Source organism: Kitasatospora sp. NPDC004669 (assembly GCF_040609455.1).
Taxonomy (GTDB): Bacteria; Actinomycetota; Actinomycetes; order Streptomycetales; family Streptomycetaceae; genus Kitasatospora.
In genome coordinates, this window is record NZ_JBEXKB010000005.1 from 121871 (window position 1) to 145949 (window position 24079).

A 24079-nucleotide genomic window follows, 5' to 3' on the forward strand; every position below is an offset into this window, starting at 1 on the left:
AAGGGCCTCCGAACGGCAACGACAACGGTCACCAGTACAGCCTTTGGATCTTTGTCGATTCTGCGGTTCACTTCGAGTGCGGGGCGATCGCATCCCGTCACCACCCACCCGTGCGTCCAGAGAGGACTTCGATGGCCGGCCACGAGCATTCCCACGATGATCATGCGCATGACCACCAGCACTCGCACGGCCACGGACACGGACACGGGGGCCACGGCGGCCACTCGCACGGTGTCGCCGCCGACGCGGACCGCCGCTGGCTGGTCAGCGCCCTCGCCCTGATCGTCGTCTTCATGGCCGGCGAGGTCGCGGTCGGCTTCGCCGCCCAGTCGCTGGCCCTGATCTCCGACGCGGCGCACATGCTCACCGACGCCGCCTCGATCGTGCTGGCCCTGGTCGCGATGCGGCTCGCCGCCCGCCCGGCCCGCGGCGGCTACACCTACGGGCTCAAGCGGGCCGAGATCCTCTCCGCACAGGCCAACGGCGTGACCCTGCTGGTGCTCTCGGCCTGGCTGGGCTACGAGGCGATCACCCGGCTGATCGAACCGCCCGAGGTCACCGGCTCGCTGGTGCTGGTCACCGCGCTCATCGGGATCGTGGTCAACCTGGCCGCCACCTGGTGCATGTCGAAGGCCAACCGCAGCTCGCTGAACGTCGAGGGCGCCTTCCAGCACGTGCTGACCGACCTCTACGCCTTCATCGCCACCGCCGTCGCCGGCGCGGTCATGCTGACCACCGGCTTCGCCCGGGCCGACGCGATCGCCTCGCTGATCGTGGTCGCGCTGATGCTCAAGGCGGGCATCGGGCTGGTCCGGGACTCCGGGCGGATCTTCCTGGAGGCCGCCCCGGCCGGGATCGACCCGGACACGGTGGCCGACCGGCTGGTCGCCGAATCGCTGGTCGAGGAGATCCATGACCTGCACATCTGGGAGATCACCTCCAACCAGCCGGCCCTGTCCGCCCACATCCTGGTCACCCCCGGCGGCGACTGCCACGCCGTCCGGCGCTCACTGCAGCGCCGGCTGGCCGAGGAGTACGGCATCACCCACAGCACGCTCCAGGTCGACCATGTCGGCGAGGACGAGGCGGGCGCGCTGCTGCAGATCACCGCCCCGGGCGATTCGGCCGCCGAACACTGCGCCGACGCCCACGGCCCGGTGCACCGCGCCGGCCCGCACGAGCACTGAGAACCAGCCGTCCGTCACCCCCGTACGGCATGATCGGAGGCGTGACCGCACCGCGACTGATGCTGCTCGACTCCGCCAGCCTGTACTTCCGGGCCTACTTCGGCGTACCGGACACCCTGCGCTCGCCGCAGGGTGAGCCGGTCAACGCCGTCCGCGGCCTGCTGGACTTCATCGCCCGGCTGGTCCAGGACCACCGCCCCGACGAACTCGTCGCCTGCATGGACGCCGACTGGCGCCCCCAGTGGCGGGTGGACCTCGTCCCCTCGTACAAGACCCACCGGGTCGCCGAGGCCGCCGAGGACGGCGAGGACGGCGAGGAGGAGGTGCCGGACACGCTGGCCCCGCAGGTCCCGGTGATCGAGCAGGTGCTCGACGCGCTGGGCATCGCCCGGGTCGGCTCGCCCGGCTACGAGGCGGACGACGTGATCGGCACCCTCACCGCCCGAGCCAAGGGCCCGGTACAGATCGTCACCGGAGACCGCGACCTGTTCCAACTCGTGGACGACGCCCGGCAGATCACCGTGCTCTACCCCGTCAAGGGCATGGGCAACCTGCAGGTCACCGACGACGCCGTGCTGCTGGAGAAGTACGGCGTCCGCGGCGCGCAGTACGCCGATATGGCGGCGCTGCGCGGCGACCCGTCCGACGGTCTGCCCGGGGTCAAGGGCATCGGCGAGAAGACCGCCGCCCAGCTGATCAACGAGTACGGCGATCTCGCGGCCATCCGCGCCGCCGCCCTCGACGTCGGCTCCAAGCTCACCCCGGCCCGCCGCCGCAACATCGTCGAGGGCTCCGGCTACCTGGACGTGGCCCCCACCGTGGTCCGCGTCGCCCCGGACGCCCCGCTCCCCGACTTCGACCCGGCCCTCCCCCACGAGCCGTTGGACCCGATGACCCTCGAACACCTCTCCGCCCGCTGGGGCCTCGGCACCTCCCTGGACCGCGTCCTGGAGGCCCTGGCCACCCGCTGAGCCGTACGCGACGGGGCCCGCACGAGCGATCTCGTGCGGGCCCCTCCTGCTCTACTAACCCACCGAGGAGTAGGCGATGATGCCGCGCCGCAGGCCGTCGACGGCCTTGCGGGCGGTCCTGCGCAGTTCGGCGTCCTCGCCGGCCGCGTCCTGGATCTGGCCGAGGACGTCGATCAGTTGCTTGGTCCAGCGGACGAAGTCGCCGGCCGGCATGTCGGCGTCGCGCAGCACTTGGTCCAGGCTGTGGCCGAGCGCCCAGCGGTAGGCGGCCCAGGCGAAGCCGAGGTCGGGCTCGCGTTGGCCGACGCCCTCGGCGGTGTTGATCCGGTGCTGCTCCTCCAGGGCGTCCAGGTGGCCCCAGATCCGGACCATCTTGCCGAGCGCGTCCTTGGCGGCGCCCTCCGGCACCCGGGGGGCGCCGGCGTCGTCGGCCTGACGCGACTCGTACACCAACGCCGAGGCGCAGGCGGCGAGTTCGGCGGCGGCCAGGCCGCTCCAGACGCCCTCGCGGATGCACTCGGAGGCGAGCAGGTCGAGTTCGCCGTAGAGCCGGCCGAGCCGCTTGCCATCGCCGGTGACGCTGTCGCCGCTCAGGTAGCCGAGGTCGGTGAGCAGCCCGCAGACCCGGTCGAAGGTGCGGGCGATGGTGTGGGTGCGCGAGCGCATCCGGCGTTCCAGCAGTTCGGTGTCGCGGTGCAGCCGGTGGTAGCGCTCGGCCCAGCGGGCGTGGTCCTCGCGGTCGGAGCAGCCGTGACAGGGGTGCCGGCGCAGTTCGGCGCGCAGCCGGGTGATCTCCGGGTCGTCGGCGGCGGCCGCGCGGCCGCGCCGGAACCGCTCGGGCTCCAGGTGGCCGGCCTTGGTGCGCAGCGCCGAGGCGAGGTCGCGCCGGGACTGCGGGCTGCGCGGGTTGAAGGACTTGGGGATGCGGAGGCGCTCGATCGCGACGACCGGGTGCGGGAAGTCGATCATCGCGAGCCGCTTGACCTGCCGCTCGGCGGTGAGCACCACCGGGCGCGGGCCGTCCTGGAAGTCGGGGTGGCGCGGGCCGCCCCGACCGGAGCGGTTGACCGGCGGCAGGCCCGGGTCGAGGACCAGGGCGAGGCCGGCGAACTTGCCGGTGGGGACGTGGATGACGTCGCCGGGCTTGAGCTGCTCGATGGACTCGACGGCGGCCGCACGGCGCTGGCTGCTGCCCTCGCGGGCGAGCTCGTTCTCGCGGTCCTTGAGCCGGCGGCGCAGCTCCATGTACTCGTCGAAGTCGCCGAGGTGGCAGGTCATCGACTCGCGGTAGCCCTCCAGGCCCTCCTCGTTGCGCTGCACCTGGCGGGCGATGCCGACCACCGAGCGGTCGGCCTGGAACTGGGCGAAGGAGGTCTCCAGCAGCTCGCGCGAGCGGTGCCGGCCGAACTGGGAGACCAGGTTGACGGCCATGTTGTACGACGGCCGGAACGAGGACTTGAGCGGGTAGGTGCGGGTGCCCGCCAGGCCGGCCAGCGCCTCCGGGTCGAGACCGCGCTGCCAGAGCACCACGGCGTGGCCCTCGACGTCGATGCCGCGCCGCCCGGCCCGGCCGGTGAGCTGGGTGTACTCGCCGGGGGTGATGTCGGCGTGGGTCTCGCCGTTCCACTTGACCAGCTTCTCCATGACCACCGAGCGGGCGGGCATGTTGATGCCGAGCGCCAGGGTCTCGGTCGCGAAGACGGCCTTGACCAGGCCCTTCACGAAGAGCTCCTCGACGACCTCCTTGAACCGGGGCAGCATCCCGGCGTGGTGGGCGGCGATGCCGCGCTCCAGCCCGTCCAGCCACTCGAAGTAGCCGAGGACGTGCAGGTCCTCGTCGGGGATGTCGGCGCAGCGCTCCTCGACGACGGCCCGGACCTGGGCGCGCTCGGAGTCCTTGTTGAGCCGCAGGCCGGAGCTGAGGCACTGCTGGACGGCGGCCTCGCAGCCGGCCCGGCTGAAGATGAAGGTGATCGCGGGCAGCAGGCCCTCGGCGTCGAGCCGGTCGATGACGTCGACCCGGCCCGGGGTCCAGACCCGACCGGGGCGGCCGTTGGGCATGGAACGGCCCCGGCCGCGGCCGAAGCGGTCGCGGGGCCCACGGTCCGGCTCGGAGCGGGCGAGCCGGACCAGCTCGGGGTTGACGGCCTTGCCGGGGTTCTTCAGGTTGTTCTTGGGGCGGCCGTCCCGGTCGGGGTCGGCGAACAGGTCGTACATCCGGTTGCCGGCCATCACGTGCTGCCACAGCGGCACCGGGCGGGTCTCGGAGACGATCACCTTGGTGCCGCCGCGGACGGTGTCCAGCCAGTCGCCGAACTCCTCGGCGTTGGAGACGGTCGCGGAGAGCGAGACGAGGGTGACCGACTCGGGGAGGTGGATGATGACCTCCTCCCAGACGGCGCCGCGGAAGCGGTCGGCGAGGTAGTGCACCTCGTCCATCACGACGTAGCCGAGGCCGTCGAGGGTGCTGGAGCCCGCGTAGAGCATGTTGCGCAGCACCTCGGTGGTCATGACCACCACGGGGGCGTCGCCGTTGACGGTGTTGTCGCCGGTGAGCAGGCCGACCTTGGCGGCGCCGTAGCGCTTGACCAGGTCGCCGTACTTCTGGTTGGAGAGCGCCTTGATCGGCGTGGTGTAGAAGCACTTGCGGCCCGCCTGGAGGGCCAGGTGCACGGCGAACTCGCCGACGATGGTCTTCCCGGAGCCGGTGGGGGCGGCGACCAGGACGCCCGATCCGGCCTCCAGCGTCTCGCAGGCCTCCAGTTGGAAGTCGTCCAGCGGGAAGTCGTACAGCTGCTGGAAGCCGTACAGGGCGGTGGCCTGCTCCTTGGCCCGGCGACGGCTGGCCGCGTACGCCTCGGCGGGGCTGAGCTCCCGGTCGTCCTGGGGCTCTGGATCGGGGGTGTTCATCGCCGTCCGGGTGTGGTTGGTGTGATCTCGCATCTCAGCGAGAGGTTACCCGGGAGGGCTGACATCAATAGCACCGTTTTTTCGTGCGACGAGATCACTCCCGGGATCACTTCCCTCTCAGATCCATAGTTGCAAATGTCTTCAAGTGATCGAAGTGTGGCCAGGTTCGAACGTCTCCGGTCATTCCCGGTGGAGTCCGGCGATTGCTCCCTACCTTCGTGTGCCACAGCCACCAACTCACCGGAGGACAGCGAAGATGGCGAACCTGGAGACGTCCCTCAAGGAGGCCATGGGCATCGACGGCGCGATCGGCGTCGCCCTGGTCGACTACGGCAGCGGCATGGCCCTCGGCAGCCTCGGCGACGGCGGCGAGCTGGACCTCAACGTCGCCGCCGCCGGGAACACCGACGTGGTCCGCGCCAAGATGCGGGCGATGGAGCTGCTCAACCTGCACGACAACGAGATCGAGGACATCCTGATCACGCTGACCCACCAGTACCACATGGTCCGGCCGATCACGACGCCCAGCGGCCGGGGCCTGTTCCTCTTCCTCGCGCTCAACCGCAGCCGCGGCAACCTGGCGATGGCCCGCCACCAGCTCAGGCGGATCGAACTCGCGTTGGAGATCTGAGCCCACCGACACCAGGGAAGGGGGGCCTCGTGACGGTAGCGCTCTACCAGGCCAAGGCCGAGTTCTTCCGGATGCTCGGCCATCCCGTCCGGATCCGGGTGCTGGAGCTGCTCCAGGACGGACCGACGCCCGTCCGCGGCCTGCTCGCCGAGCTGGAGGTCGAACCCTCCAGCCTGTCGCAGCAGCTCGCGGTGCTGCGCCGGTCGGGCATCGTCACCGCCACCCGCGAAGGCGGCACGGTGGTCTACGCGTTGGCCGGCGGCGACGTCGCCGACCTGCTGCGGGCAGCCCGGCGGATCCTCACCGGGCTGCTCGCCGACCGCACCATGCTGCTCGCCGAGCTGCGGGCGGCCGGCGAGCAGCCGTTCCCCGAGGCGGCCGGCCACGCCGCGCCGCGACCGGCTACTCCTTGAACAGCTCCACCAGGGCGTCCGCGAGCCGCTCGTACTCCGCGGCACGGTTGTACAGCTGAGCACTGACCCGCAGCACTCCGCCGTCGGGCCCCGGCCGGACGGCGACCCGGATGCCGTGCCGGCGCCACAGCTCGGCCAACAGCGCCCGGACCTCCGCCTCGGTGTCGAACCGGCCCTGCGGCATTCGTACGGTGCGCATCCACACCTCGGGCGTCGCGGGCAGCGGCCGCAGGCCCGCCCGTTCGACCAGCACCCGCCGACCGTACGCGGCGAGGGCGGTGTTGTGCTCGGCCACCGCCCGGCGGCCGAGTTCGCCCAGCAGCTCGAAGCCTGCCGGGGCGGCCAGCCAGGGTGTGTAGTCGCAGGTGCCGCGCCACTCGACGTTGGCCGGGAAGCCCCGGTGGTGCTCCCAGGACAGTGCGAGCGGGCGCACCCGGGCGGTCCACTCGGGGCGGACGGCCAGCACGCCGGTGGCGCGCGGGGCGAAGGCCCACTTGTGCAGGTTGCCGAACCAGAAGTCGGCGTTCGGGTCGACCGGGGCGGGCAGCATGCCGGGCGCGTGGGCGCCGTCCACCACGGTGGTCACCCCGCGCCCGCGCAACTCGGCGACGAGCTCCGGGGAGGCCACCGTACGGGCGGTGAGTGAGGTGATCCGGTCCAGGACCGCCACGGTGGTGCGGTCGTCCACGGCGGCGAGCACCGCCTCCCGGACGGCCTCCTCGTCCGGGGCGTCCAGTGGGACTTCGGCCACCACCAGCTCGGCACCGGTCTCGGCGGCCTTGCGCGCCGCGGCCTGGTTGACCGCGCCGTAGCCGTGGTCGGTGACCAGGATCCGGTCGCCGGGGGCGAGGGGGATGCTGTCCAGGGCGATAGCGACCGCCTCGGTGACGTTGGCGACCAGTGCCAGCCGGTCCGGGTCGGTGGTCAGCTCGGCGGCGATCCGCACCCGAGCCCCGGCGATCCGGTCCGGCAGGTCGGCGAAGAAGCCGTCCGGGTCCGACTCGTGCTCGGTCCGCAGCCGTTCCTGCACCCGCTGCACCGGGACGGGCACGGCGCCGTACGAGCCGTGGTTCAGGTGTGCGGCCCCCGGCGACACGCTGAAAAGGCCTTCGGCGGCGGGCAGCGGGGCCGGGGGCTCGACGGTACTCAGGTCGTCGATCACGGTGGTCCTCCCCAGTCGTGATGTGTGACATTTCACATGACAGACTACTGGTCGGGGCAAGCATCGCACGACCACCATCGGGCCGTGACCATCACCGACGCCTTCCTCTCCCTCAGCGCCCGTACCGGTCGGTTCACCTACGGCGCCCCACGCGCGTACACCCTCGCCGAGGACGGTACCCGGCTCCTGCTGCTCCGCTCGACCGGCTCCGAGGACCCGGTCGACCGCCTCCAGCTGCTCGACCTCACCACCGGCGAGGAGCGCCTGGTCGCCGACCCGGCCGTGCTCGCCCCGGGCCGTAGCGGCCGGCGCGACGAACTGCCCGCCGTCGAGCGGCGGTTGCGCGAGCGCACCCGGCTGGTCGCCGCCGGGATCGGCGGCTACGCGGCCACCACCGACCTCGCCACCGCCGCCCTCACCCTGGACGGCCGGCTGTTCCGCATCGACACCGCCACCGGCACCGCCGTCGAACTCCCCACCGCCGGGCCCGCGTTCGACCCCCGCCCGGACGCCAACGGCCGGCGGGTCGCCTACGTCGCCGACGACGCCCTGTACGTCACACCGGAGTTGACGCCGATCTCCCCCGCCGACGGCGCCCGCTGGGGCGTCGCCGAATTCGCCGCCGCCGAGGAGCTCGGCCGATCCCGGGGCCATTGGTGGCGCCCGGACGGCGGCGCGCTGCTGGCCGCCCGGGTGGACGAATCCGCCCTCCCCCGCCGGTACTTCGCCGACCCCGCCCGACCCGGCGAGCCCGCCGAGGACTTCGCCTACCCGCAGGCCGGCGGGCCCAACGCCGACGTCCAGCTCTGGGTGCTCGGCCTGGAGGGCGGCCGGGTCCGACTCCGCTGGGACGCCGCCGCGTTCCCGTACCTCTGCGACGCCTCCTGGGTTTCGGACGGCGAGGTGCTGCTCACCGTCGCCGACCGCCTCCAGCAGCGGGTACTGCTGCTCAGCGCCGACCCGGCCACCGGCGCAACCTCCGAACTCTCCCACACCACCGACGAGTTCTGGGTGGACGACCTGCCCGGCACCCCCGCCCGGCTGCCCGACGGCCGCCTGCTCACCGCCCACGACAGCCCGCAGGCCCGCGGCCTCGCCCTGGACGGCAAGCCGCTGGACAGCACCGGGCTGCAGATCCGCCGGGTGGTCGGGCGGTACAACGGCCGACTGCTCTGCGAGACCGGCCAGGGCGACCCGGCCGACCAGTACCTCCACCTGGTCGACCCGGACGGCGGCCCGCCCGAACTCCTCAGCACCGGACCGGGCGTGCACTCCGCGCTCGCCGCCGCCGACACCCTGCTGCTCACCACCGCCACCGCCGACGGCGTCCGGCGGGTGGTCCGGCGCGCGGGCCGCGAGCTGACACTCACCGACCGGAGCGCCTCCCTGCCGTACACCGTCCGCCCCCGGCTCGCCCGGGTGACCGAACGTGCCCTGCCCACCGCCGTGGTGTACCCGCGCGGGCACGTCCCCGGTCGCCGGCTGCCCGTCCTGCTGGACGTCTACGGCGGGCCCGGCTTCCAGGCCGTGGCCGCCGAGCCGCACCGTTGGCAGCTCCGTCAGTGGTGGGCCGACCAGGGCTTCGCCGTGGTCACCACCGACAACCGCGGCACCCCCTTCATCTCCCCCGACTTCACCCGGGCGATCTTCCGGCGCTTCTCCCGGGTCGCCCTGGACGACCAGGTCGACGCCCTGCACGCACTCGCCGCACACCACCCCGACCTCGACCTCGGCCGGGTCGCCGTGCGCGGCTGGTCCTACGGCGGTTACCTCGCCGCACTCGCCGTACTGCGCCGCCCGGACGTCTTCCACGCCGCCTGCGCGGGCGCCCCGCCCACCGACTTCCGGCTGTACGACACCGCGTACACCGAGCGCCACCTCGGCCTGCCGCAGGACAACCCCGAGGGCTACGCCGACGACTGCCTGCTCCCCGACGCCCCCGGCCTGACCAGGCCGCTCCTGCTGATCCACGGGCTGGCCGACGACAACGTCCACCCCGCGCACACCCTGCTGCTCTCCCAGGCGCTCACCCGCGCCGGGCGCCCGCACAGCGTGCTGCCGCTGCCGGGCGTCACCCACATGACCCCGGGCGGGACGAACGAGCAGCTCGCCATGGCCGAACTCGCCTTTCTGCGTATCTCTTTGGGGTGATCCATTGAGTCCGGCCCGGTCGGGCTGGGACACTCCGCACGACCGCCGCCCGGCCCGGGCGGCGCGGCGAGACGGGGAGAACGCGGATGAGATTCGAGAGACCGGGCCCGGTCGGCCGGCGGCAGTGGACCCCGTTGACGGCCACCAACGCAGGACTCGCCTTCGGGCTGGAGCTCGCCATGCTGGCGGCGCTCTGCTACTGGGGGTTCAAAACCGGTTCCAACCTGGCCACCCGGCTGTTGCTGGGGCTCGGCGCCCCGGCGCTGGCGGCCACCGTCTGGGGCCTGTTCCTGGCCGCGGGCGGGCCGAAGTTCCGCCAGCCGCTCGGCGTGGAGATCGCGCTCAAGCTGCTGGTCCTGCTCACCGCCGCGCTCGCCCTGCACGCGACCGGGCGGACCACCCTCGCAGTGGTGTACGCCCTGCTCGTGGTCATCAGCGTCGCCGTGGAGTACACCACCCGCTGACCGCACGGGGCATGGAATAGGCCCCGGATCCCCCCGACGAAAGGGATCCGGGGCCGCACGCACCCACCTCGCCGCGCTCGGCGGAGGCATGCGCCCATGCGACCCCTCTCCCCCGGCCAGGATCGACGCGGCGGCGGCGAACCGACGGGAGAACAGTTCGCGCCACCGCCCGGAGCCACCTTCGGACGGTGACTCCGTAGCGCAACTAGCCTGTTCAGCAAGGGCTGTGGCGCTCTCTACGGCGGAATTCCCGGTCACGTCAGGTACGCTAGGACTTCAACAGGACTTGAAGTCAAGGTGCCAGCCGTGAGGGAGAACTGCGAGGTGAACGCATGAGCGAGCGAAGCGAGCGAATCACCAGAAGGCGCGTATGCGCGAATGCCCCTGCCGAGCGCAGCGAGGCGGGCGCATGAGTGAGCGAAGCGAGCGAATCATCAGAAGGCGCGTATGGGCGAATGCCCCTGCCGAGCGCAGCGAGGCGGGCGCATGAGTACCGCTCCCGTGGACCTGCTGAGCGTGGGCGAGGTGGCCCGGCGGGCCGGGATCGCCACCTCGGCGGTGCGCTTCTACGAGGACCAGGGGCTGATCTCCTCCGAGCGCTCGGCCGGCAACCAGCGCCGCTACCGGCGGCACGTGCTGCGCCGGCTCTCACTCATCCTGGTCGCCAAGCGGCTCGGCATCCCGCTCGCCGAGGTCGCCGAGGTCTTCACCGCCCTGCCCGAGGACCGGATGCCCGGCAAGCACGACTGGGAGCGGATCTCCCGGCGCTGGACCGAGCAGCTGCGCGCCCGCCGGACCGAGCTGGAGCGGCTGGAGGCCGAGCTGACCGGCTGCATCGGCTGCGGCTGCGTGTCGCTGCGCCGCTGCCGGGTCCTCAACCCGGGCGACGAACTCGCCACCGAGGGTCCCGGCCCCCGCCTGCTACTGCCGGGCGACGAGCACTAGCCGGGCGCCGAGCGGGCACCGAGCAGGTACCAAACGGTGGAACCCGGTCGGACGCGGCCCTCGTGAGGTTCCCCGCCGCGCCCGACCGGGGGTCTGCGGCGACCCTCAGGCCTCCGGGAAGTGGCAGGCCGCCTCGCGGTGGCCGGCACGCGCGCCGCCGGTGCCGACGACCTGCAGCAGCGGTCGATCCGTCCGGCACACCTCCTGCGCCTTCGGGCAGCGCGGGTGGAAGCCGCACCCCGCCGGCGGGTTGGCCGGGCTCGGCGGGTCGCCGAGCAGCACGATCCGCTCCCGGGCCCGCTCCGCCACCGGGTCCGGCAGGGGCACCGCGGACAGCAGTGCCCTGGTGTACGGGTGCGCCGGGTTGCCGTACACCTCGGCCTTGTCGCCGATCTCGACGATCCGGCCCAGGTACATCACCGCGATCCGGTCGCAGACCCGCTTGACCACCGAGAGGTCGTGCGCGATGAACACGTACGCCAGGCCCAGCTCGCGCTGCAACTGCTCCATCAGGTTGACCACTTGGGCCTGGATGGAGACGTCCAGCGCGGACACCGGCTCGTCGGCGATCACCAGCTTGGGCGAGGTGGCCAGCGAACGGGCGATGCCGATGCGCTGCGCCTGGCCGCCGGAGAACTCGTGCGGGTATCGGTCCAGGTGCTCGGGGATCAGCCCGACCAGTTCCATCAGCTCGGCGGCCCGCTTGCGCGCCTCGGCGGCGCCCGCGCCCTGGACCAGCAGCGGTTCGGAGATGATCCGGGCCACCGTCTGCCGGGGGTTGAGCGAGGAGTACGGGTCCTGGAAGACCATCTGCAGGTGCCGTCGGTACGGGCGCAGTTGGGTTTGGGAGAGCCCGCCGATCCCGATGCCGTCGAGGGTGACGGTGCCTGAGGTCGGGTCGAGCAGCCGGACGATCATCCGCCCGGTGGTGGACTTGCCGCAGCCGGACTCGCCGACCAGGCCGAGCGTCTCGCCCGCGCCGAGGTCGAAGCTGACCCCGTCCACGGCCCGGATCGGCGCACCGGCCCGGCCGGTGCGGCCGCGCCGCCCGGGGAAGGTCTTCACCAGGTCCCGTACGGACAACAGTGGTTGGCCGGTCACAGCACTCCCTCCGTCACCAGCGGCAGATGGCAGGCGGCCTGGTGGCCGGGGGCGAGCGGACCGAGCGTCGGGCGTTCGGCCAGGCAGCGGGCGTGCTCCTCGGCGGACGCGGCGGTGGTGCGGGCGCAGCGCGGGGCGAAGGAGCAGCCGGGGGCGGGGGCGATCAACGACGGCGGGCTGCCGGGGATGGCCCGCAGCGGGGCGTCGTCGGTGTCGTCCAAGCGCGGCAGCGAGTCCAGCAGGCCGCGGGTGTACGGGTGCGCAGGCTGCGCGAACAGCCGCTCCACCGGGGCCTGTTCGGCCGCCCGGCCGCCGTACATGACCAGTACCTCGTGGGCGACCCGGGCGACCACGCCGAGGTCGTGGGTGATCATCACGACGCCGAGGCCGCGCTCCTGCTGGATCCGGGCGATCAGATCGAGGATCTGCGCCTGGACGGTGACGTCGAGCGCCGTGGTGGGCTCGTCGGCGATCAGCAGCTCGGGTTCGCAGGCGAGCGCCATCGCGATCATGACGCGTTGGCGCATGCCGCCGGAGAACTGGTGCGGGTACTCGTCGACCCGACGGGACGGCTCCGGGATGCCGACCTCGGCCAGCATCTCGACCGCCCTGGTCCGACCGGCCTTTCGGCCCGCCTTGAAGTGCACCCGGTAGTGCTCGGCGATCTGCTCGCCGACGGTGTAGAAGGGGTGCAGGCTGGACAGCGGGTCCTGGAAGATCATCGCGATCCGCCGACCCCGGACGGTGCCCAACTCCCGCTCCCCCAGCCCGTTCAGCTCCTGCCCGCCGAGCCGGATCGAGCCGGTGACGGCCGCGCCGCGGTGCAGGCCCATGACGGCGAGCGAGGTGACGGACTTGCCGCTGCCGGACTCGCCGACCAGGCCGAGGGTGCGCCCGGCCTCGACGGTGAAGGAGATGCCGTCGACGGCCCGGACGGTGCCGCGCGGGGTGTCGAAGGAGACCCTGAGGTCCTCGACCTCCAACAGTAGTGGGGACATCAGTACCTCACTCTCGGGTCGACGTAGGCGTAGAGCAGGTCGACCAGCAGGTTCGCGGCGACGATGAAGAAGGCCGCGAGCAGGGTGACGCCGAGGATGACGGGCTGGTCGGAGCGGGCCAGGCCGTCGTAGAACAGCCGGCCGACGCCGGGCAGGCCGAAGATCGACTCGGTGATGACGGCCCCGGCCAGCAGCCCGCCGAGGTCCATCCCGAAGATGGTGAGGATCGGCGTCATCGCGGAGCGCAGCCCGTGCTTGACGGTCACCGTGCGCGGCGGCAGCCCCTTCGCCCGGGCGGTGCGGATGTACGGCTCGGCCATCGCCTCGATCATCGAGTTGCGGCTCTGCCGCGCGTACATGGCCGCGTACAGCAGGGCCAGGGCGATCCAGGGCAGCAGCAGGTTGGAGGCCCACTCGATCGGGTTCTCGGTGAACGCGTGGTACGCCGGGTAGGGCAGCAGTCCGGCCGTTCTGACGACACCCCAGATCAGCATGATCGAGGTGAAGTAGACCGGCAGCGAGGCGGTGCCGACCGAGAGCACCATCAGCGCCCTGTCGACGGGCCGGCCCTTGCGCAACGCCGAGGCGACGCCCGCTCCGAGGCCGAGGAGCAGCCAGAGCACGGCCGCGCCGAGGGCCAGCGAGACGGAGACCGGCAGCCGGTCGGTGAGCAGGTTCCAGACCGGCAGCCCGTACTCGTAGGAGTAGCCGAGGCAGGGGAAGCCGCAGTGCACGGCGCTCGGGCCGCTGCCGTAGTCGCGGCCGGCGAAGATGCCGCCGAGGTAGGCGAGGAACTGGTCCCAGACCGGCTTGTCCAGCCCCATCGCCGCCTTGACGTCGGCGAGCCGCTCGGGGCTGCAGGTCTTGCCGCAGGCCGCCGCGGCCGGGTCGTTCGGCAGCAGGTAGAAGATGGTGAAGGTGATGGCGCAGATGGCGAGCAGGATGCCCGCCACGCCGAGCAGCCGGCGGCCGAGGTAGAGGATCACGACCGGCCTCCCCGGGGGTCCAGGATGTCGCGCAGCGCGTCCCCGAGCAGGGTGAAGGCGAGCACGGCGAGGAAGAGGAAGACCGTCGGGATGAGGAAGTACGTCGGGTCCGTCTCGTAGTGGACGATGCTCTCGGCGATCATCTGCCCCCAGGACGCGGTCGGCGGGCGGACACCCACGCCGAGGTAGCTGAGCGCGGCCTCGGTCGCGATCATGCCGGGGATCAGCAGTGTGGTGTAGGCGATGACCGGGCCGGAGACGTTCGGCAGGATCTCCCGGGTGAGGATGCGCCAGGAACGGGCGCCGCCGACCTTCGCGGCCTCGACGTACTCGCGGTGCTTGAGCGACAGCGTCTGGCCGCGGACCACGCGGGCGATGCCGGGCCAGGTGAACAGGCCGATGACCAGGGTGATCAGCAGGATCCGGTTGACGTCCTTGGCCACCGACATCATCGCGATCATGAAGATCAGCGAGGGGAAGGACATCGTGAGGTCCATCAGCCGGGACAGCACGGTGTCGGTCCGGCCGCCGAAGTAGCCCGCCGCGATGCCGGCCAGGGTGCCGGTGACCACGACGACCGCGGTCGCGGTGAACGCGATCAGCAGCGAGACCTGGCCGCCGTGCAGCACCCGGGCGAACAGGTCGCGTCCGGTGGTCGGCTCGACGCCCAACCAGTGCCGGGTACTGATGCCGCCGAAGTCGCCCCGGGGCATGCCGCCCAGGTACGGGTCCACGGCGCGCTTGTCGAACTCCTCGGGGGACCAGCCGCCGAGCGAGCTCAGCGGGCCGGCCAGGGCGGCCGCCAGGACCAGTACGCCGACCGTGATCAGGCCGAACCGGGCCGAGCCCTTGGCCCACAGCTGGTCCCAGACCAGCCGCCACGGTCCTCGCCCGGCCTTCTTCGCGGGGCCCGCCGCCACGGCATCGGCCGTGGCGACGGGCTCAGCGACTCCTCGTTCGCCTCCGGCCGCTCCTGACCCGGTGTCGACGCTCCTCGCTCCGGCACTCGCTGCGCTCGCTTGTCGCTCGTCGTTCTCGACACCGGCGCGGCCTTCGGCTCCCGATGGGGTGGTGGTACTCATCTCCGCCGGCCCCTCAGCCCTTGCCCTTGGCGGGGTCCTTGAGGCCGACCACGGCGAGGTCGATCATGCCGGCGTAGCCGGAGTTGCCGAACGCGCCGGCCACGTTGGTGCCCGCCAGCAGCGGGCGCCGCTGCCACATCAGCGGGACGGCCGGGGCCTTCTTCAACAGGTCCTCGTCCAGCTGCTGCCAGGCCTTGTTGGCCTCGCCCACGTCCGTCATGGCCGCGATCTGGTCCATCCGGTCCATCGTGGCCTGGTCCCGGAACTGGCTGTAGTTGCCCTGGTTGCCCTTCTCCTTGATGGTGCGGCCGTCGAACAGGAACGGGAAGAAGGTCGCGGCGGACGGGTAGTCCGGGCACCAGCCGTTGATGGTCAGTTCGGGAGCGTTCTTGGTGTCGCCGAGGGTGTCGGTGAAGGCGGACGGGTCCACTGTGTTGATGGTGACCTGGACGCCGACCTTGGCCAGCGACTGCTGGATCGCCTCGGCGCGGGTCTTGTCGCCGAGCGAGACGGTGAGCGCGACCTTGAGGTCGGTCTTGCCCGCCTCCTTGAGCAGCGCCTTGGCCTTCTCCGGGTCGCCGGCCGCCGGGATCTTCAGCGGGTCCGCCTTGGCACCGCCGGTCAGCGACGGCGGCAGGTAGGAGGTCGCCACGTCGGCCATCGCCGGACCGCCGAACGCGGTCACCTGGGCCTCGCGGTCCACCGCCCACATCATCGCCTCGCGCACCTTCGGGTCGTCGAACGGTGCCTTGGCGGTGTTCAGGTACAGCATGTCCGTACAGCCGGTCCGCTCTGCCGCCATACGGGACTTGACGTCCGCCTTGGGCAGCACCTTGGCGACCGACTCGTGCTGCATCCAGGGCATGTTGATGGCGTTGGCGTCGGCGCCCTCGCTCGCGATGATCCGGTCGTCGGCCTGGCCGCCCTTGATGCCCTGGGTGACCACGATCTTGTCCGGGTAGGCCTTGCGCACGGCGTCGGTGGCCTGGTCCCAGTTGGTGTTGCGGACCAGCACCAGCTGCTTGCCGCGGTCGTAGGTCTCGATCTTGTACGGGCCGGAGGAGAACGGCCGGGAGTCGTACTGGGTGCCCTTCTCCTGGCTCTGCGGCACCGGGGAGAAGGTCGGCAGGGTGACGGTGTCGGAGAACTCGGCGACCGGGCGCTTCAGGTGGAAGACGATCGTCTTGTCGTCCGGGGTCTCGATGCTCGCCAGGTGCTCGCCGGTGAGCGGGCCCTTGTAGTTCTCGCCTCCCGCCAGGTACTGGACCGCGTAGTCGGGGCCGCCGGTGAGGTCCGGGGAGAAGGAGCGCTCGACGTTGTACTTGATGTCGGCGGACTTGATCGGGCTGCCGTCCTCGTACTTGAGGCCGTCCTTCAGGGTGAAGGTCCACACCTTGCCGCCCTCGGAGGACTTGCCCAGGTCGGTGGCGAGGTCCGGGACGATCTCGCTGCCTGCGGCCCCCGGTTCGGCCTTGAAGGTGGTCAGGGTGCGATAGAGCAGCCGGGTGCCGAAATCCATGTGCGGAACGGTCCAGTTGCGGGCCGGGTCGAGGTGGGCGAAGTCCTGGTTGGTCAGGACGGTGAGAGTGCCGCCCTTGGCCGGGGTCCCGCCGATGATCGAGCCGCTCTCCGCGCCCGGCCCCTTGGTGCTGGACGGGGCCGCGTCGCCGCCGCTGTCGCTCTTGTCGTTCTTGCAGGCCCCGAGGCCGAGGGTGAGGGTCGCCGCGAGGGCCGCCGCGAGGAGGGCATGGGTGCGCCTGGTCATGTGCAACTCCGCTGTGGGGGGCCTGCTCTGGCCGCTCCGCTGTGTGACCCGTAACATAGTAATGTGAAATTGCACTGCACAAGGGGTGGCGCCGTCCGTTACCCAGCTGTGTCCGTGCGCCCTCAGCTCCCCAGCCCCGCCTAGGAGTTCACCGGTGACCCACTCGCAGACCGGCCTCAACACCGGGAGCCACGACCTCCCGGTCTCCCCCGCCCTGGACGCCTTCATGGGCACCCGCTGGACCGCCACCCCACTCCCCGCCGACCAGCGCGTCCCCGGCTACGACCGCTTCCCCGGCCGCCGCGCCCGGCTCTCCGTGGCGTTCCCCGGCGAACGGCTGATCGTCCCGGCCGGACGCCTCAAGGTCCGCTGCAACGACCTCGACCACCGCTTCCGACCGCACAGCGCGTACGTCTGGCTCACCGGGCTCACCGGTGAGGACCAGGCCGACCACGTCCTCGTCCTCGAACCCGCCGGGCCCGAGGGCCACGAACCGGTCCTCTACCTGCGCCCGCGCTCCCCGCGCAGCGGCGGCGAGTTCTACCGCGACCGCCGCTACGGCGAGTTCTGGGTCGGCCGCCGCCCCGACCTCGACGAGGCCGCCCGACTCACCGGGCTGCGCACCGAACACCTCGACGACCTCGGCAAGTTGCTCACCGGACCGCAGCCGCCCACCCGGGTGCTGGCCGGCACCGACGCCCTCGTCGACGCGGCCACCGGACGCCCCCGCGCCGACCACCGTGACGGCGAACTCGCCGCCGTCCTCGCCGAGTTGCGACTGATCAAGGACACCTGGGAGGTCGAACAACTGCAACTCGCCGTCGACCACACCGTCACCGGCTTCGAGGACGTCGTCCGCGCCCTGCCCACCGCGCTGCGCCACCACCGCGGCGAACGCTGGATCGAGGGCGTCTTCGACCTGCGCGCCCGCGCCGAGGGCAACGGCACCAGCTACACCACCATCGCCGCCTCCGGCGCCCACGCCTGCGTCCTGCACTGGATCCGCAACGACGGCGCCCTCGACCCGAACTCCCTGCTCCTGCTGGACGCCGGCGTCGAGACCGACACCCTCTACGCCGCCGACATCACCCGCACCCTCCCCCTCAGCGGCACCTTCACCCCCGTCCAGCGCCAGGCCTACGACCTCGTCCTCGCCGCCCAGAGCGCCGGCATCGCAGCCCTGCGCCCCGGCGCCCGCTTCCGCGACTTCCACCACGCCGCCATGCGCGTCATCGCCGAAGGCCTCGCCGACTGGGGGGTCCTGCGCGTCCCCGCCGACCAGTCCCTGGCCGAGGACAACGGCCTCCACCGCCGCTACACCCTCTGCGGCAGCGGCCACATGCTCGGCCTCGACTACCACGACTGCGCCCAGGCGCGCGCCGACCGCTACCTCGACGCCACCCTGGAAGAGGGCATGGTCCTCACCGTCGAACCCGGCCTCTACCTCCAACCCGACGACGAAACCCTTCCCCTCGAACTCCGCGGCCTCGGCATCCGCATCGAGGACGACCTGGTCATCACGGCGGACGGCGCCCACCTGATGTCCGGCGCCCTGCCGAGGACGGCGCAGGCCGTCGAGTCCTGGATGGCGGACCTGCTGGGCTGAGTGGCGATCAGCTCCCCCGTGCGGCCCGCCACAGCTCCGCGACGACCGCCTCCGCCGGGCCCGACCGGGCCAGCCGGTGGGCCGTGCCCGCCCAGAGGTGCATGGCCGAGGTGTCGGCGCGGCGGGTGGCGGCGGCCCGAAGCGGGGCGGTGAGGTGGTGAACCTCGGGGTAGGCGGGCGGGGCGTACGGGCCGTGTCGGTCGATGAAGGCGTTGCGCAGGCCGCGGGCCGGGCGGCCGGTGAAGGCGCGGGTGACGACGGTCTCCGGCAGTTCGGTGAGCGCGGCCCGGTGGGCGGCCGGGGCGCCGGACTCGTCGGAACGCAGCAGGGCCGTCCCCAGCTGCACCGCGGCCGCCCCGGCCCGCAGCGCCCCCGCGACCGCCTGGCCGTCGCCCAGCCCGCCGGCGGCGATCAGCGGCAGGGAGGTCACCGCCCTTACGGCGGGCAGTAGCTGCAGCAGCGGCACCTCCCCCGGCCGGTCCGAGACCCGGTGGGTGCCGCGGTGCCCGCCGGCCTCCGGACCCTGCACGCACAGGGCGTCCATCCCGACCGCCTCCGCCGCCCGCGCCTCCTCCGGCGTGGTGACGGTGCCGATCTGCAGCGTGCCCGCCGCCCGCAGCGCCGCCGCCTCCCGCGCCGTCGGCAGCCCGAAGGTGTACGAGACCACCGGCACCGGGTCCGCGAGCAGCGCGGCGAGCTTGGCCTCCCAGTCGTCCCGGTCCGGCCCGATCCGCTCCGGCAGCGCGACCCCCCACTGCTCGGCCTCCGGCCGCAGCCGCTCCCGGTAGGCGGCGACCGCCGCCGGATCCCCGGGCGGGGCCGGGACGAAGAGGTTCACCCCGTACGGCCGGTCGGTCGACTTCCGCACGGCGGCGATCTGTTCGGCCATCGCCGCGGCCGACGTGTAGCCCACGGCCAGGAACCCCAGCCCACCGGCCCGGTTCACCGCGGCCACCAACCCGGGCGTCGAGGCCCCGCCCGCCATCGGGGCGCCGATCACGGGTACGGCGAGCTCGTCGAGACGGACGGTCATCGGGGCGCTCCTCACACTGCTACGGGCACGGACCGTTCCCACGCTACGCGCAGCGGATCGGCCCCACCCTACGCTCAGCGGATCAGCCCCCGCCCGCGCGCCTCCCGCACCGCCGCCGTGCGCGAGTCGACCCCCAACTTGGCGTAGATGTGCACCAGATGCGACTTCACGGTGGCCTGGCTCAGGTGCAGGTGCTGGCTGATCCGCTGGTTGGTCAGCCCGTCCGCGACCAGCCCCAGCACCTCGGTCTCCCGCGCACTGAGCGCCGCCGCGGGCGTCCGCATCCGCTCCAGCAGCCGGTCCGCCACGCTCGGCGCCAGCGCGCTGCGCCCCGCCGCGGCCGCCCGTACCGCCTGGGCCAGCTCCTCCGGCGGCGCGTCCTTCAGCAGGTAGCCGGTCGCGCCGGCCTCCAGCGCCGGCAGGGTGTCCGCGTCGCTGTCGTAGGTGGTGACCACCAGCACCCGCGGCGCGCCCGCCCGGGCGGTGATCGCCGCCGTCGCCTGCGCCCCGTTCATCGTCGAGCCGGGCCCGAACTGCAGGTCCATCAGCACCACGTCCACCCCCGGCTCGGCCGCCAGCTCGACGGCCCGCTCGGCGGTGGCCGCCTCCGCCACGATGGCGAAGTCCTGCTCACTCTCCAGCACCGCCCGCAGCCCGGCCCGCACCACCGGGTGGTCGTCGGCGATCAGCAGCCGGATCACGGACCGGCCTCCGGGGTGACCGGCAGCTGCACCGCCAGCGCGGTGCCCTCCCCGGGCGCGGACTCCACCGTGAAGCTGCCGCCGAGCGCCTGCGCCCGGGCCCGCATCGAGGGCAGCCCGAAGCCGCCGTCCCCGCCGGTGCGGCCGGCGACCGCCACCGGATCGAACCCGGCCCCGTCGTCGAACACGTCCAACGCCACCTCTCCCTCCATGTAGCTGAGTGTCACCTCGGCCCGCCCGGCCTTCGCGTGCCGCACGGTGTTGCCGAGCGCCGACTGCGCGATCCGCAGCAGCGCCACCTCCTGCGCGGCCGGCAGCCGGACCGGATCCCCCGAGACGTGCAGGTGGACGGGCAGGCCGCTGTGCGCCGTGGTGGTCGCGCACAGCCGCTCCAGGGCGACCGGCAGCGGATCGCCGTCCAGTGCGGGCGGGGTGAGCGCGCGGACGAACCGCCGGGCCTCGTCCAGGTTGTCCTGGGCCGCCTGCCGCGCCTGCTCGACGTACCCGGCGGCGGCCTCGGTGCGCTCCGGCAGCGCCCGCTGGGCCGCCCGCAGCAGCAGCTGGATGGAGCTGAGGCTCTGCGCGAGGGTGTCGTGGATCTCCCGGGCGAGCCGCTCGCGCTCGGCCATCACCCCGGCGGTGTGGTGGGCGGCGGCGAGGTCGGCGCGGGCGGCGGTCAGCTCGTCGATCAGCCGGCGCCGCTGCTCGCTCTCCCGGTACAGCGCCTGGTAGCCGAGCACGGTGGCGGTGGCGACGGCCGCGCCGAGCGCGGGTCCGATGGAGGCGGCGAGGCTGAAGCTGTGCTGGTGCCAGGACCACGCGGCGATCGCCGCGGCGGCGCTCAGCCCGACGGCCACCGGCCCGCCGCGCCGCCCGAGCAGGTGCAGCTCCAGGAAGTACAGCGGGAACGCCAGCCACACCCCGTCCTGGGTGGCGACCAGCAGGCCCGCCCAGGTCACGCCGAGCAGCGCCAGCCAGAGCGCGGCGCCCCGCCGGGAGGTACGGACGGCTGCCAGTCGCGGCCCGACCGCGTACACCGCGGCCATCGCGGAGGCCGCGGCGGCGACGGCGGCCGGATCCCCGTCGCCCCGTCCGACGAAGGCGGCACGGGCGACGGCGAGCGCCAGCAGGCCCGCCACGAGCAGGTGCAGGCAGACCTGGAGGACGCGGGCGACGGGGGTGGTTCTGGATCGTTCGGTCGCCATCCCTCCAGCCTAAGTTCCACGCCGGAGGCCCGGCATCAATCAAAAGGTTGAACTCCGCTTCTGCCCTTTGATGCCCAGGAAGCAATCCCCGGCGCGATGCCCGCGAGACCCCTCCTCGCAGACCGTAGTGGAGGAAGCACCCGTCATTCGTTGGAAAGGCCCACCGTGTTCGTCGCCTGGAGGGATCTCAGGTTCGCCAAGGGGCGGTTCGCCCTGATGGGGACCGTCATCGTGCTGATCACCGTGCTGGTCGGCCTGCTGTCCGGGCTGACCGCGGGGCTCGGCCGGCAGAACATCTCCGCGATCACCGGATTGCCCGCCGACCACCTGGTCTTCGGCAAGCCGGCCGACGGGCAGGAACTCTCCTTCACCGACTCCCAGGTCACCCCCGAGCAGTGGCAGGCCTGGGCCCGCGAGCCCGGCGTCACCTCCGCCCAGCCGCTCGGCATCACCACCACCAAGGCCGCCGCCGGCCAGCGCACCGCCGCCCTCTCCGCCTTCGGCGTCCCGGACGGTTCCGACCTGGCACCGCAGGGCGGCCGGATCGCCCCCGGCCGGGCGGTGCTGTCCAAGACCGCCGCCGAGAAGCTGGGGCACCTCGCCCCCGGCGCCGACTTCACGCTCGCCGGGCACCACCTCACCGTGTCGGCCGTCGAGGGCGACTCCGCGTACAGCCACACCCCGGTGATCTGGACCAGCTTCACCGACTGGCAGCAGTTCGCCCCGGGCGGCGCCGACCACGCCACCGTCATCGCCCTCGACACCGCCAAGGGCGCCGACCTCGCCGCCGCGGACTCCCGCCACGGCACCGTCACCCGCACCCGCGACGACGCCCTCGCCGCGATCGGCTCCTACACCTCAGAGAACGGCTCGCTCCAGCTGATGCGCGGCTTCCTGTTCGCCATCTCCGCGCTGGTCATCGGCGCCTTCTTCACCGTCTGGACGATCCAGCGCAGCGGCGACATCGCGGTGCTGAAGGCCCTCGGCGCCTCCACCCGCTACCTGCTGCGCGACGCCCTCGGCCAGGCCGTCCTGCTGCTGGTGCTCGGCACCCTCGCCGGCACCGCGATCGCCCTCGGCGCCGGCTCGCTGATCGGCTCCGCCGTGCCCTTCGTCCTGGACGCCCCGACCCTGCTGCTGCCCGCCGTCGTCATGATCGCCCTCGGCGCGATCGGCGCGGCCCTGTCCATCCGCCGGATCACCTCCGTCGACCCGCTGACCGCCCTGGGGAGCGCCCGATGAGCCTCGAACTCGACCGCATCACCCTCACCTACCCGGACGGCGACGGCCGGCTGACCGCCCTGGACGACGTGTCGCTGGCCGTCCCCAAGGGCTCGATCACGGCTGTGGTCGGCCCGTCGGGTTCCGGCAAGTCCAGCTTGCTGGCGGTCGCGGCCACCCTGATCACCCCGGACTCCGGCCGGGTGGTCGTCGACGGCACCGACACCGCGGGCCTCGACCGCTCCGACCTGGCCTCCCTGCGCCGCACCAAGATCGGCATCGTCTTCCAGCAGGCCAACCTGCTGCCCTCGCTCACCGCCGCCGAACAGCTCCAGGTGATGGCCCACCTCGACGGCCGCTCCCCCCGCGAGGCCCTCCCCCGCGCCCTGGAACTACTGGACGCCGTCGGTCTGCGCGACCAGGCCGCCCGCCGCCCCCACCAGCTCTCCGGCGGCCAACGCCAGCGGGTCAACATCGCCCGCGCCCTGATGAACGACCCCACGGTCCTGCTGGTCGACGAGCCCACCAGCGCCCTCGACCACGAACGCGGCGCCGCCGTCCTGGACTTGATCACCGACCTCACCCATCGGCGAGCGACAGCCACGGTCCTGGTCACCCACGACCGCACCCACCTGACGGCCGTCGACCAGATCGCCGAAGTCCACGACGGCCGCCTGACGCTGCCGACGGCGGCGGTCTAGAAGTTCACTGAAAATCAGGGGTTCTGGCCTCGCGCCGAGCGGTGTGAGGCCTTGAAGCACACGGCCATCACATCCGTGAGGATCTCGGCGTGACGCCCATCCTGCAGAGGCTCGACGGACACCTCGCTGCCGAGCACCTCCACCCGATGCTTGGGGAACCGCTCGAAGAGAACTTCCGCCATATCGAGCAGTCTGGTTCGCACTAGGGATCGCTACTTCTTGGTGATGAGAACGTCGTCCACCGAGAGCGTCACCGCAGCCCCGATCGACTCCGGCAGCGTGAACGACTGCCCCGGGTGATACACGGCGTGCACACGGTATTCGCCATCCCGCGGCTCGGTTAGAACCATGACCTTCAGATTCTTACGGTCAACGATGAGGTAAACGGGTACTCCCGCCCCGGCATACAGCGCTGGCTTGAGCTTCAGATCGGTCAGATAGTTCGACGACGTCACCTCGGCCACAAGCCTGAAGATCACGGGATCGTAGTTATTCAGCTCGATGAAATGATCGGCATAGTCAGCATCAACGATCGACATGTCCGGAACTGCGTAGTCCGATGGACCGTCAGGCAACCAAAGGCCGATCCCCTGGATCACTCGGGTCGCCTTACCGTGGAGACCCGCCGCAATGAACGGGACACTCATGCTGGTAAGGGAGTCACCGTGCTGGCCGTCTGCGGTCGGCGTCACCGTGATCTGTCCCCCGAGGATCTCGACCCGGTGCCCCACAAGCCGCTTCGAGAGCAGTTCTGCGGTTTCGAGCAGCGTCATCTGCTCGAACGGCTCTTCCACTGCTGCGGCGGACATGGAATTCCTCCTGACTGCCGATGTCGAGACCATCATC

Annotated in this window: 22 protein-coding genes; 10 read left to right on the forward strand and 12 right to left on the reverse strand. The window is 72.3% G+C overall.

The window, feature by feature from the left end:
- Nucleotides 1-131 precede the first annotated feature (131 nt).
- Both ABZW30_RS06545 and ABZW30_RS06550 read left to right on the forward strand, forming a co-directional pair.
- On the forward strand, nucleotides 132-1187 hold the full coding sequence (locus ABZW30_RS06545; RefSeq protein ID WP_355669901.1) for a cation diffusion facilitator family transporter: 1056 nt from the start codon (nucleotides 132-134) through the stop codon (nucleotides 1185-1187).
- Nucleotides 1188-1216: 29 nt separating this feature from the next.
- A complete protein-coding gene (locus ABZW30_RS06550) occupies nucleotides 1217-2158 on the forward strand; it encodes a 5'-3' exonuclease H3TH domain-containing protein (protein ID WP_355669902.1) in 942 nt (313 codons plus the stop codon).
- 54 nt (nucleotides 2159-2212) lie between these two features.
- Here the strand turns inward: ABZW30_RS06550 and ABZW30_RS06555 are convergent, their stop codons facing one another.
- On the reverse strand, nucleotides 2213-5068 hold the full coding sequence (locus ABZW30_RS06555; RefSeq protein ID WP_355669997.1) for a DEAD/DEAH box helicase: 2856 nt from the start codon (nucleotides 5066-5068) through the stop codon (nucleotides 2213-2215).
- 256 nt (nucleotides 5069-5324) lie between these two features.
- On the opposite strand from ABZW30_RS06555, the gene ABZW30_RS06560 reads away from it, so the two are divergent.
- Both ABZW30_RS06560 and ABZW30_RS06565 read left to right on the forward strand, forming a co-directional pair.
- Entirely contained in the window at nucleotides 5325-5699 is a 375-nt protein-coding gene (locus ABZW30_RS06560) for a hypothetical protein (RefSeq protein ID WP_355669903.1), read from the forward strand.
- Nucleotides 5700-5728: 29 nt separating this feature from the next.
- Nucleotides 5729-6112: a metalloregulator ArsR/SmtB family transcription factor gene (locus ABZW30_RS06565; protein ID WP_355669904.1), complete on the forward strand. Its 384-nt coding sequence runs from the start codon at nucleotides 5729-5731 to the stop codon at nucleotides 6110-6112.
- Here the strand turns inward: ABZW30_RS06565 and ABZW30_RS06570 are convergent.
- Complete coding sequence (locus tag ABZW30_RS06570; RefSeq protein WP_355669905.1) at nucleotides 6102-7274, reverse strand: aminotransferase class V-fold PLP-dependent enzyme; 1173 nt, start codon at nucleotides 7272-7274, stop codon at nucleotides 6102-6104. The genes ABZW30_RS06565 and ABZW30_RS06570 overlap by 11 nt on opposite strands.
- Nucleotides 7275-7358: 84 nt before the next feature.
- Here ABZW30_RS06570 and ABZW30_RS06575 point away from each other — a divergent pair, with 84 nt between their 5' ends.
- From ABZW30_RS06575 to soxR, 3 genes are all read left to right on the forward strand, one after another.
- A complete protein-coding gene (locus ABZW30_RS06575) occupies nucleotides 7359-9425 on the forward strand; it encodes a prolyl oligopeptidase family serine peptidase (RefSeq protein WP_355669906.1) in 2067 nt (688 codons plus the stop codon).
- Between the two features lie 86 nt (nucleotides 9426-9511).
- Entirely contained in the window at nucleotides 9512-9889 is a 378-nt protein-coding gene (locus tag ABZW30_RS06580) for a YrdB family protein (protein WP_355669907.1), read from the forward strand.
- Nucleotides 9890-10375: 486 nt separating this feature from the next.
- Nucleotides 10376-10834, forward strand: coding sequence for a redox-sensitive transcriptional activator SoxR (gene soxR, locus ABZW30_RS06585; protein ID WP_355669908.1), 459 nt, complete (start codon nucleotides 10376-10378; stop codon nucleotides 10832-10834).
- A 105-nt stretch (nucleotides 10835-10939) separates the two neighbouring features.
- On the opposite strand, the gene ABZW30_RS06590 is transcribed toward soxR, so the two are convergent.
- The 5 genes from ABZW30_RS06590 to ABZW30_RS06610 all read right to left on the reverse strand — a co-directional run bounded on the left by ABZW30_RS06590 (nucleotide 10940) and on the right by ABZW30_RS06610 (nucleotide 16766).
- Entirely contained in the window at nucleotides 10940-11935 is a 996-nt protein-coding gene (locus tag ABZW30_RS06590; RefSeq protein ID WP_355669909.1) for an oligopeptide/dipeptide ABC transporter ATP-binding protein, read from the reverse strand.
- Complete coding sequence (locus tag ABZW30_RS06595; RefSeq protein WP_355669910.1) at nucleotides 11932-12933, reverse strand: ABC transporter ATP-binding protein; 1002 nt, start codon at nucleotides 12931-12933, stop codon at nucleotides 11932-11934. Before ABZW30_RS06595 ends, ABZW30_RS06590 begins: the two co-directional genes overlap by 4 nt.
- On the reverse strand, nucleotides 12933-13919 hold the full coding sequence (locus ABZW30_RS06600) for an ABC transporter permease (RefSeq protein ID WP_355669911.1): 987 nt from the start codon (nucleotides 13917-13919) through the stop codon (nucleotides 12933-12935). Before ABZW30_RS06600 ends, ABZW30_RS06595 begins: the two co-directional genes overlap by 1 nt.
- Nucleotides 13916-14794, reverse strand: coding sequence for an ABC transporter permease (locus tag ABZW30_RS06605; protein WP_355669998.1), 879 nt, complete (start codon nucleotides 14792-14794; stop codon nucleotides 13916-13918). The genes ABZW30_RS06600 and ABZW30_RS06605 overlap by 4 nt, the downstream gene beginning before the upstream one ends.
- A gap of 220 nt (nucleotides 14795-15014) precedes the next feature.
- Nucleotides 15015-16766, reverse strand: coding sequence for an ABC transporter substrate-binding protein (locus ABZW30_RS06610; protein ID WP_355669912.1), 1752 nt, complete (start codon nucleotides 16764-16766; stop codon nucleotides 15015-15017).
- A gap of 154 nt (nucleotides 16767-16920) precedes the next feature.
- On the opposite strand from ABZW30_RS06610, the gene ABZW30_RS06615 reads away from it, so the two are divergent.
- Nucleotides 16921-18372 (forward strand): aminopeptidase P family protein, encoded by a 1452-nt coding sequence (locus ABZW30_RS06615; RefSeq protein WP_355669913.1) that lies wholly within the window; start codon nucleotides 16921-16923, stop codon nucleotides 18370-18372.
- Between the two features lie 7 nt (nucleotides 18373-18379).
- Here the strand turns inward: ABZW30_RS06615 and ABZW30_RS06620 are convergent, their stop codons facing one another.
- The 3 genes from ABZW30_RS06620 to ABZW30_RS06630 form a co-directional block, all read right to left on the reverse strand.
- Entirely contained in the window at nucleotides 18380-19405 is a 1026-nt protein-coding gene (locus tag ABZW30_RS06620) for a nitronate monooxygenase (protein WP_355669914.1), read from the reverse strand.
- Nucleotides 19406-19479: 74 nt separating this feature from the next.
- Nucleotides 19480-20106 carry a response regulator transcription factor gene (locus tag ABZW30_RS06625; RefSeq protein WP_355669915.1) on the reverse strand — a complete coding sequence of 209 codons (627 nt, stop codon included), beginning with the start codon at nucleotides 20104-20106 and terminating at the stop codon, nucleotides 19480-19482.
- Nucleotides 20103-21311, reverse strand: coding sequence for a sensor histidine kinase (locus ABZW30_RS06630; RefSeq protein ID WP_355669916.1), 1209 nt, complete (start codon nucleotides 21309-21311; stop codon nucleotides 20103-20105). The genes ABZW30_RS06625 and ABZW30_RS06630 overlap by 4 nt, the downstream gene beginning before the upstream one ends.
- Before the next feature lie 165 nt (nucleotides 21312-21476).
- Here ABZW30_RS06630 and ABZW30_RS06635 point away from each other — a divergent pair, with 165 nt between their 5' ends.
- A complete protein-coding gene (locus ABZW30_RS06635) occupies nucleotides 21477-22553 on the forward strand; it encodes an ABC transporter permease (protein ID WP_355669999.1) in 1077 nt (358 codons plus the stop codon).
- Nucleotides 22550-23233, forward strand: a complete 684-nt coding sequence (locus tag ABZW30_RS06640) for an ABC transporter ATP-binding protein (protein ID WP_355669917.1) — start codon at nucleotides 22550-22552, stop codon at nucleotides 23231-23233. Before ABZW30_RS06635 ends, ABZW30_RS06640 begins: the two co-directional genes overlap by 4 nt.
- Before the next feature lie 14 nt (nucleotides 23234-23247).
- Here the strand turns inward: ABZW30_RS06640 and ABZW30_RS06645 are convergent, their stop codons facing one another.
- On the reverse strand, nucleotides 23248-23415 hold the full coding sequence (locus ABZW30_RS06645) for a hypothetical protein (RefSeq protein WP_355669918.1): 168 nt from the start codon (nucleotides 23413-23415) through the stop codon (nucleotides 23248-23250).
- A 30-nt stretch (nucleotides 23416-23445) separates the two neighbouring features.
- Nucleotides 23446-24042, reverse strand: coding sequence for a Uma2 family endonuclease (locus ABZW30_RS06650; protein WP_355669919.1), 597 nt, complete (start codon nucleotides 24040-24042; stop codon nucleotides 23446-23448).
- Nucleotides 24043-24079: the final 37 nt, after the last annotated feature.

Excerpts from the sequence above, each read along its gene's own strand:
- ABZW30_RS06545 (WP_355669901.1), top strand. The coding sequence starts at position 132 with ATGGCCGGCCACGAGCATTCCCACGATGATCATGCGCATGACCACCAG.
- ABZW30_RS06550 (WP_355669902.1), top strand. The coding sequence starts at position 1,217 with ATGATCGGAGGCGTGACCGCACCGCGACTGATGCTGCTCGACTCCGCC.
- ABZW30_RS06555 (WP_355669997.1), bottom strand. The coding sequence starts at position 5,068 with ATGAACACCCCCGATCCAGAGCCCCAGGACGACCGGGAGCTCAGCCCC.
- ABZW30_RS06560 (WP_355669903.1), top strand. The coding sequence starts at position 5,325 with ATGGCGAACCTGGAGACGTCCCTCAAGGAGGCCATGGGCATCGACGGC.
- ABZW30_RS06580 (WP_355669907.1), top strand. The coding sequence starts at position 9,512 with ATGAGATTCGAGAGACCGGGCCCGGTCGGCCGGCGGCAGTGGACCCCG.
- soxR (WP_355669908.1), top strand. The coding sequence starts at position 10,376 with ATGAGTACCGCTCCCGTGGACCTGCTGAGCGTGGGCGAGGTGGCCCGG.
- ABZW30_RS06595 (WP_355669910.1), bottom strand. The coding sequence starts at position 12,933 with ATGTCCCCACTACTGTTGGAGGTCGAGGACCTCAGGGTCTCCTTCGAC.
- ABZW30_RS06610 (WP_355669912.1), bottom strand. The coding sequence starts at position 16,766 with ATGACCAGGCGCACCCATGCCCTCCTCGCGGCGGCCCTCGCGGCGACC.
- ABZW30_RS06620 (WP_355669914.1), bottom strand. The coding sequence starts at position 19,405 with ATGACCGTCCGTCTCGACGAGCTCGCCGTACCCGTGATCGGCGCCCCG.
- ABZW30_RS06630 (WP_355669916.1), bottom strand. The coding sequence starts at position 21,311 with ATGGCGACCGAACGATCCAGAACCACCCCCGTCGCCCGCGTCCTCCAG.
- ABZW30_RS06640 (WP_355669917.1), top strand. The coding sequence starts at position 22,550 with ATGAGCCTCGAACTCGACCGCATCACCCTCACCTACCCGGACGGCGAC.
- ABZW30_RS06645 (WP_355669918.1), bottom strand. The coding sequence starts at position 23,415 with ATGGCGGAAGTTCTCTTCGAGCGGTTCCCCAAGCATCGGGTGGAGGTG.
- ABZW30_RS06650 (WP_355669919.1), bottom strand. The coding sequence starts at position 24,042 with ATGTCCGCCGCAGCAGTGGAAGAGCCGTTCGAGCAGATGACGCTGCTC.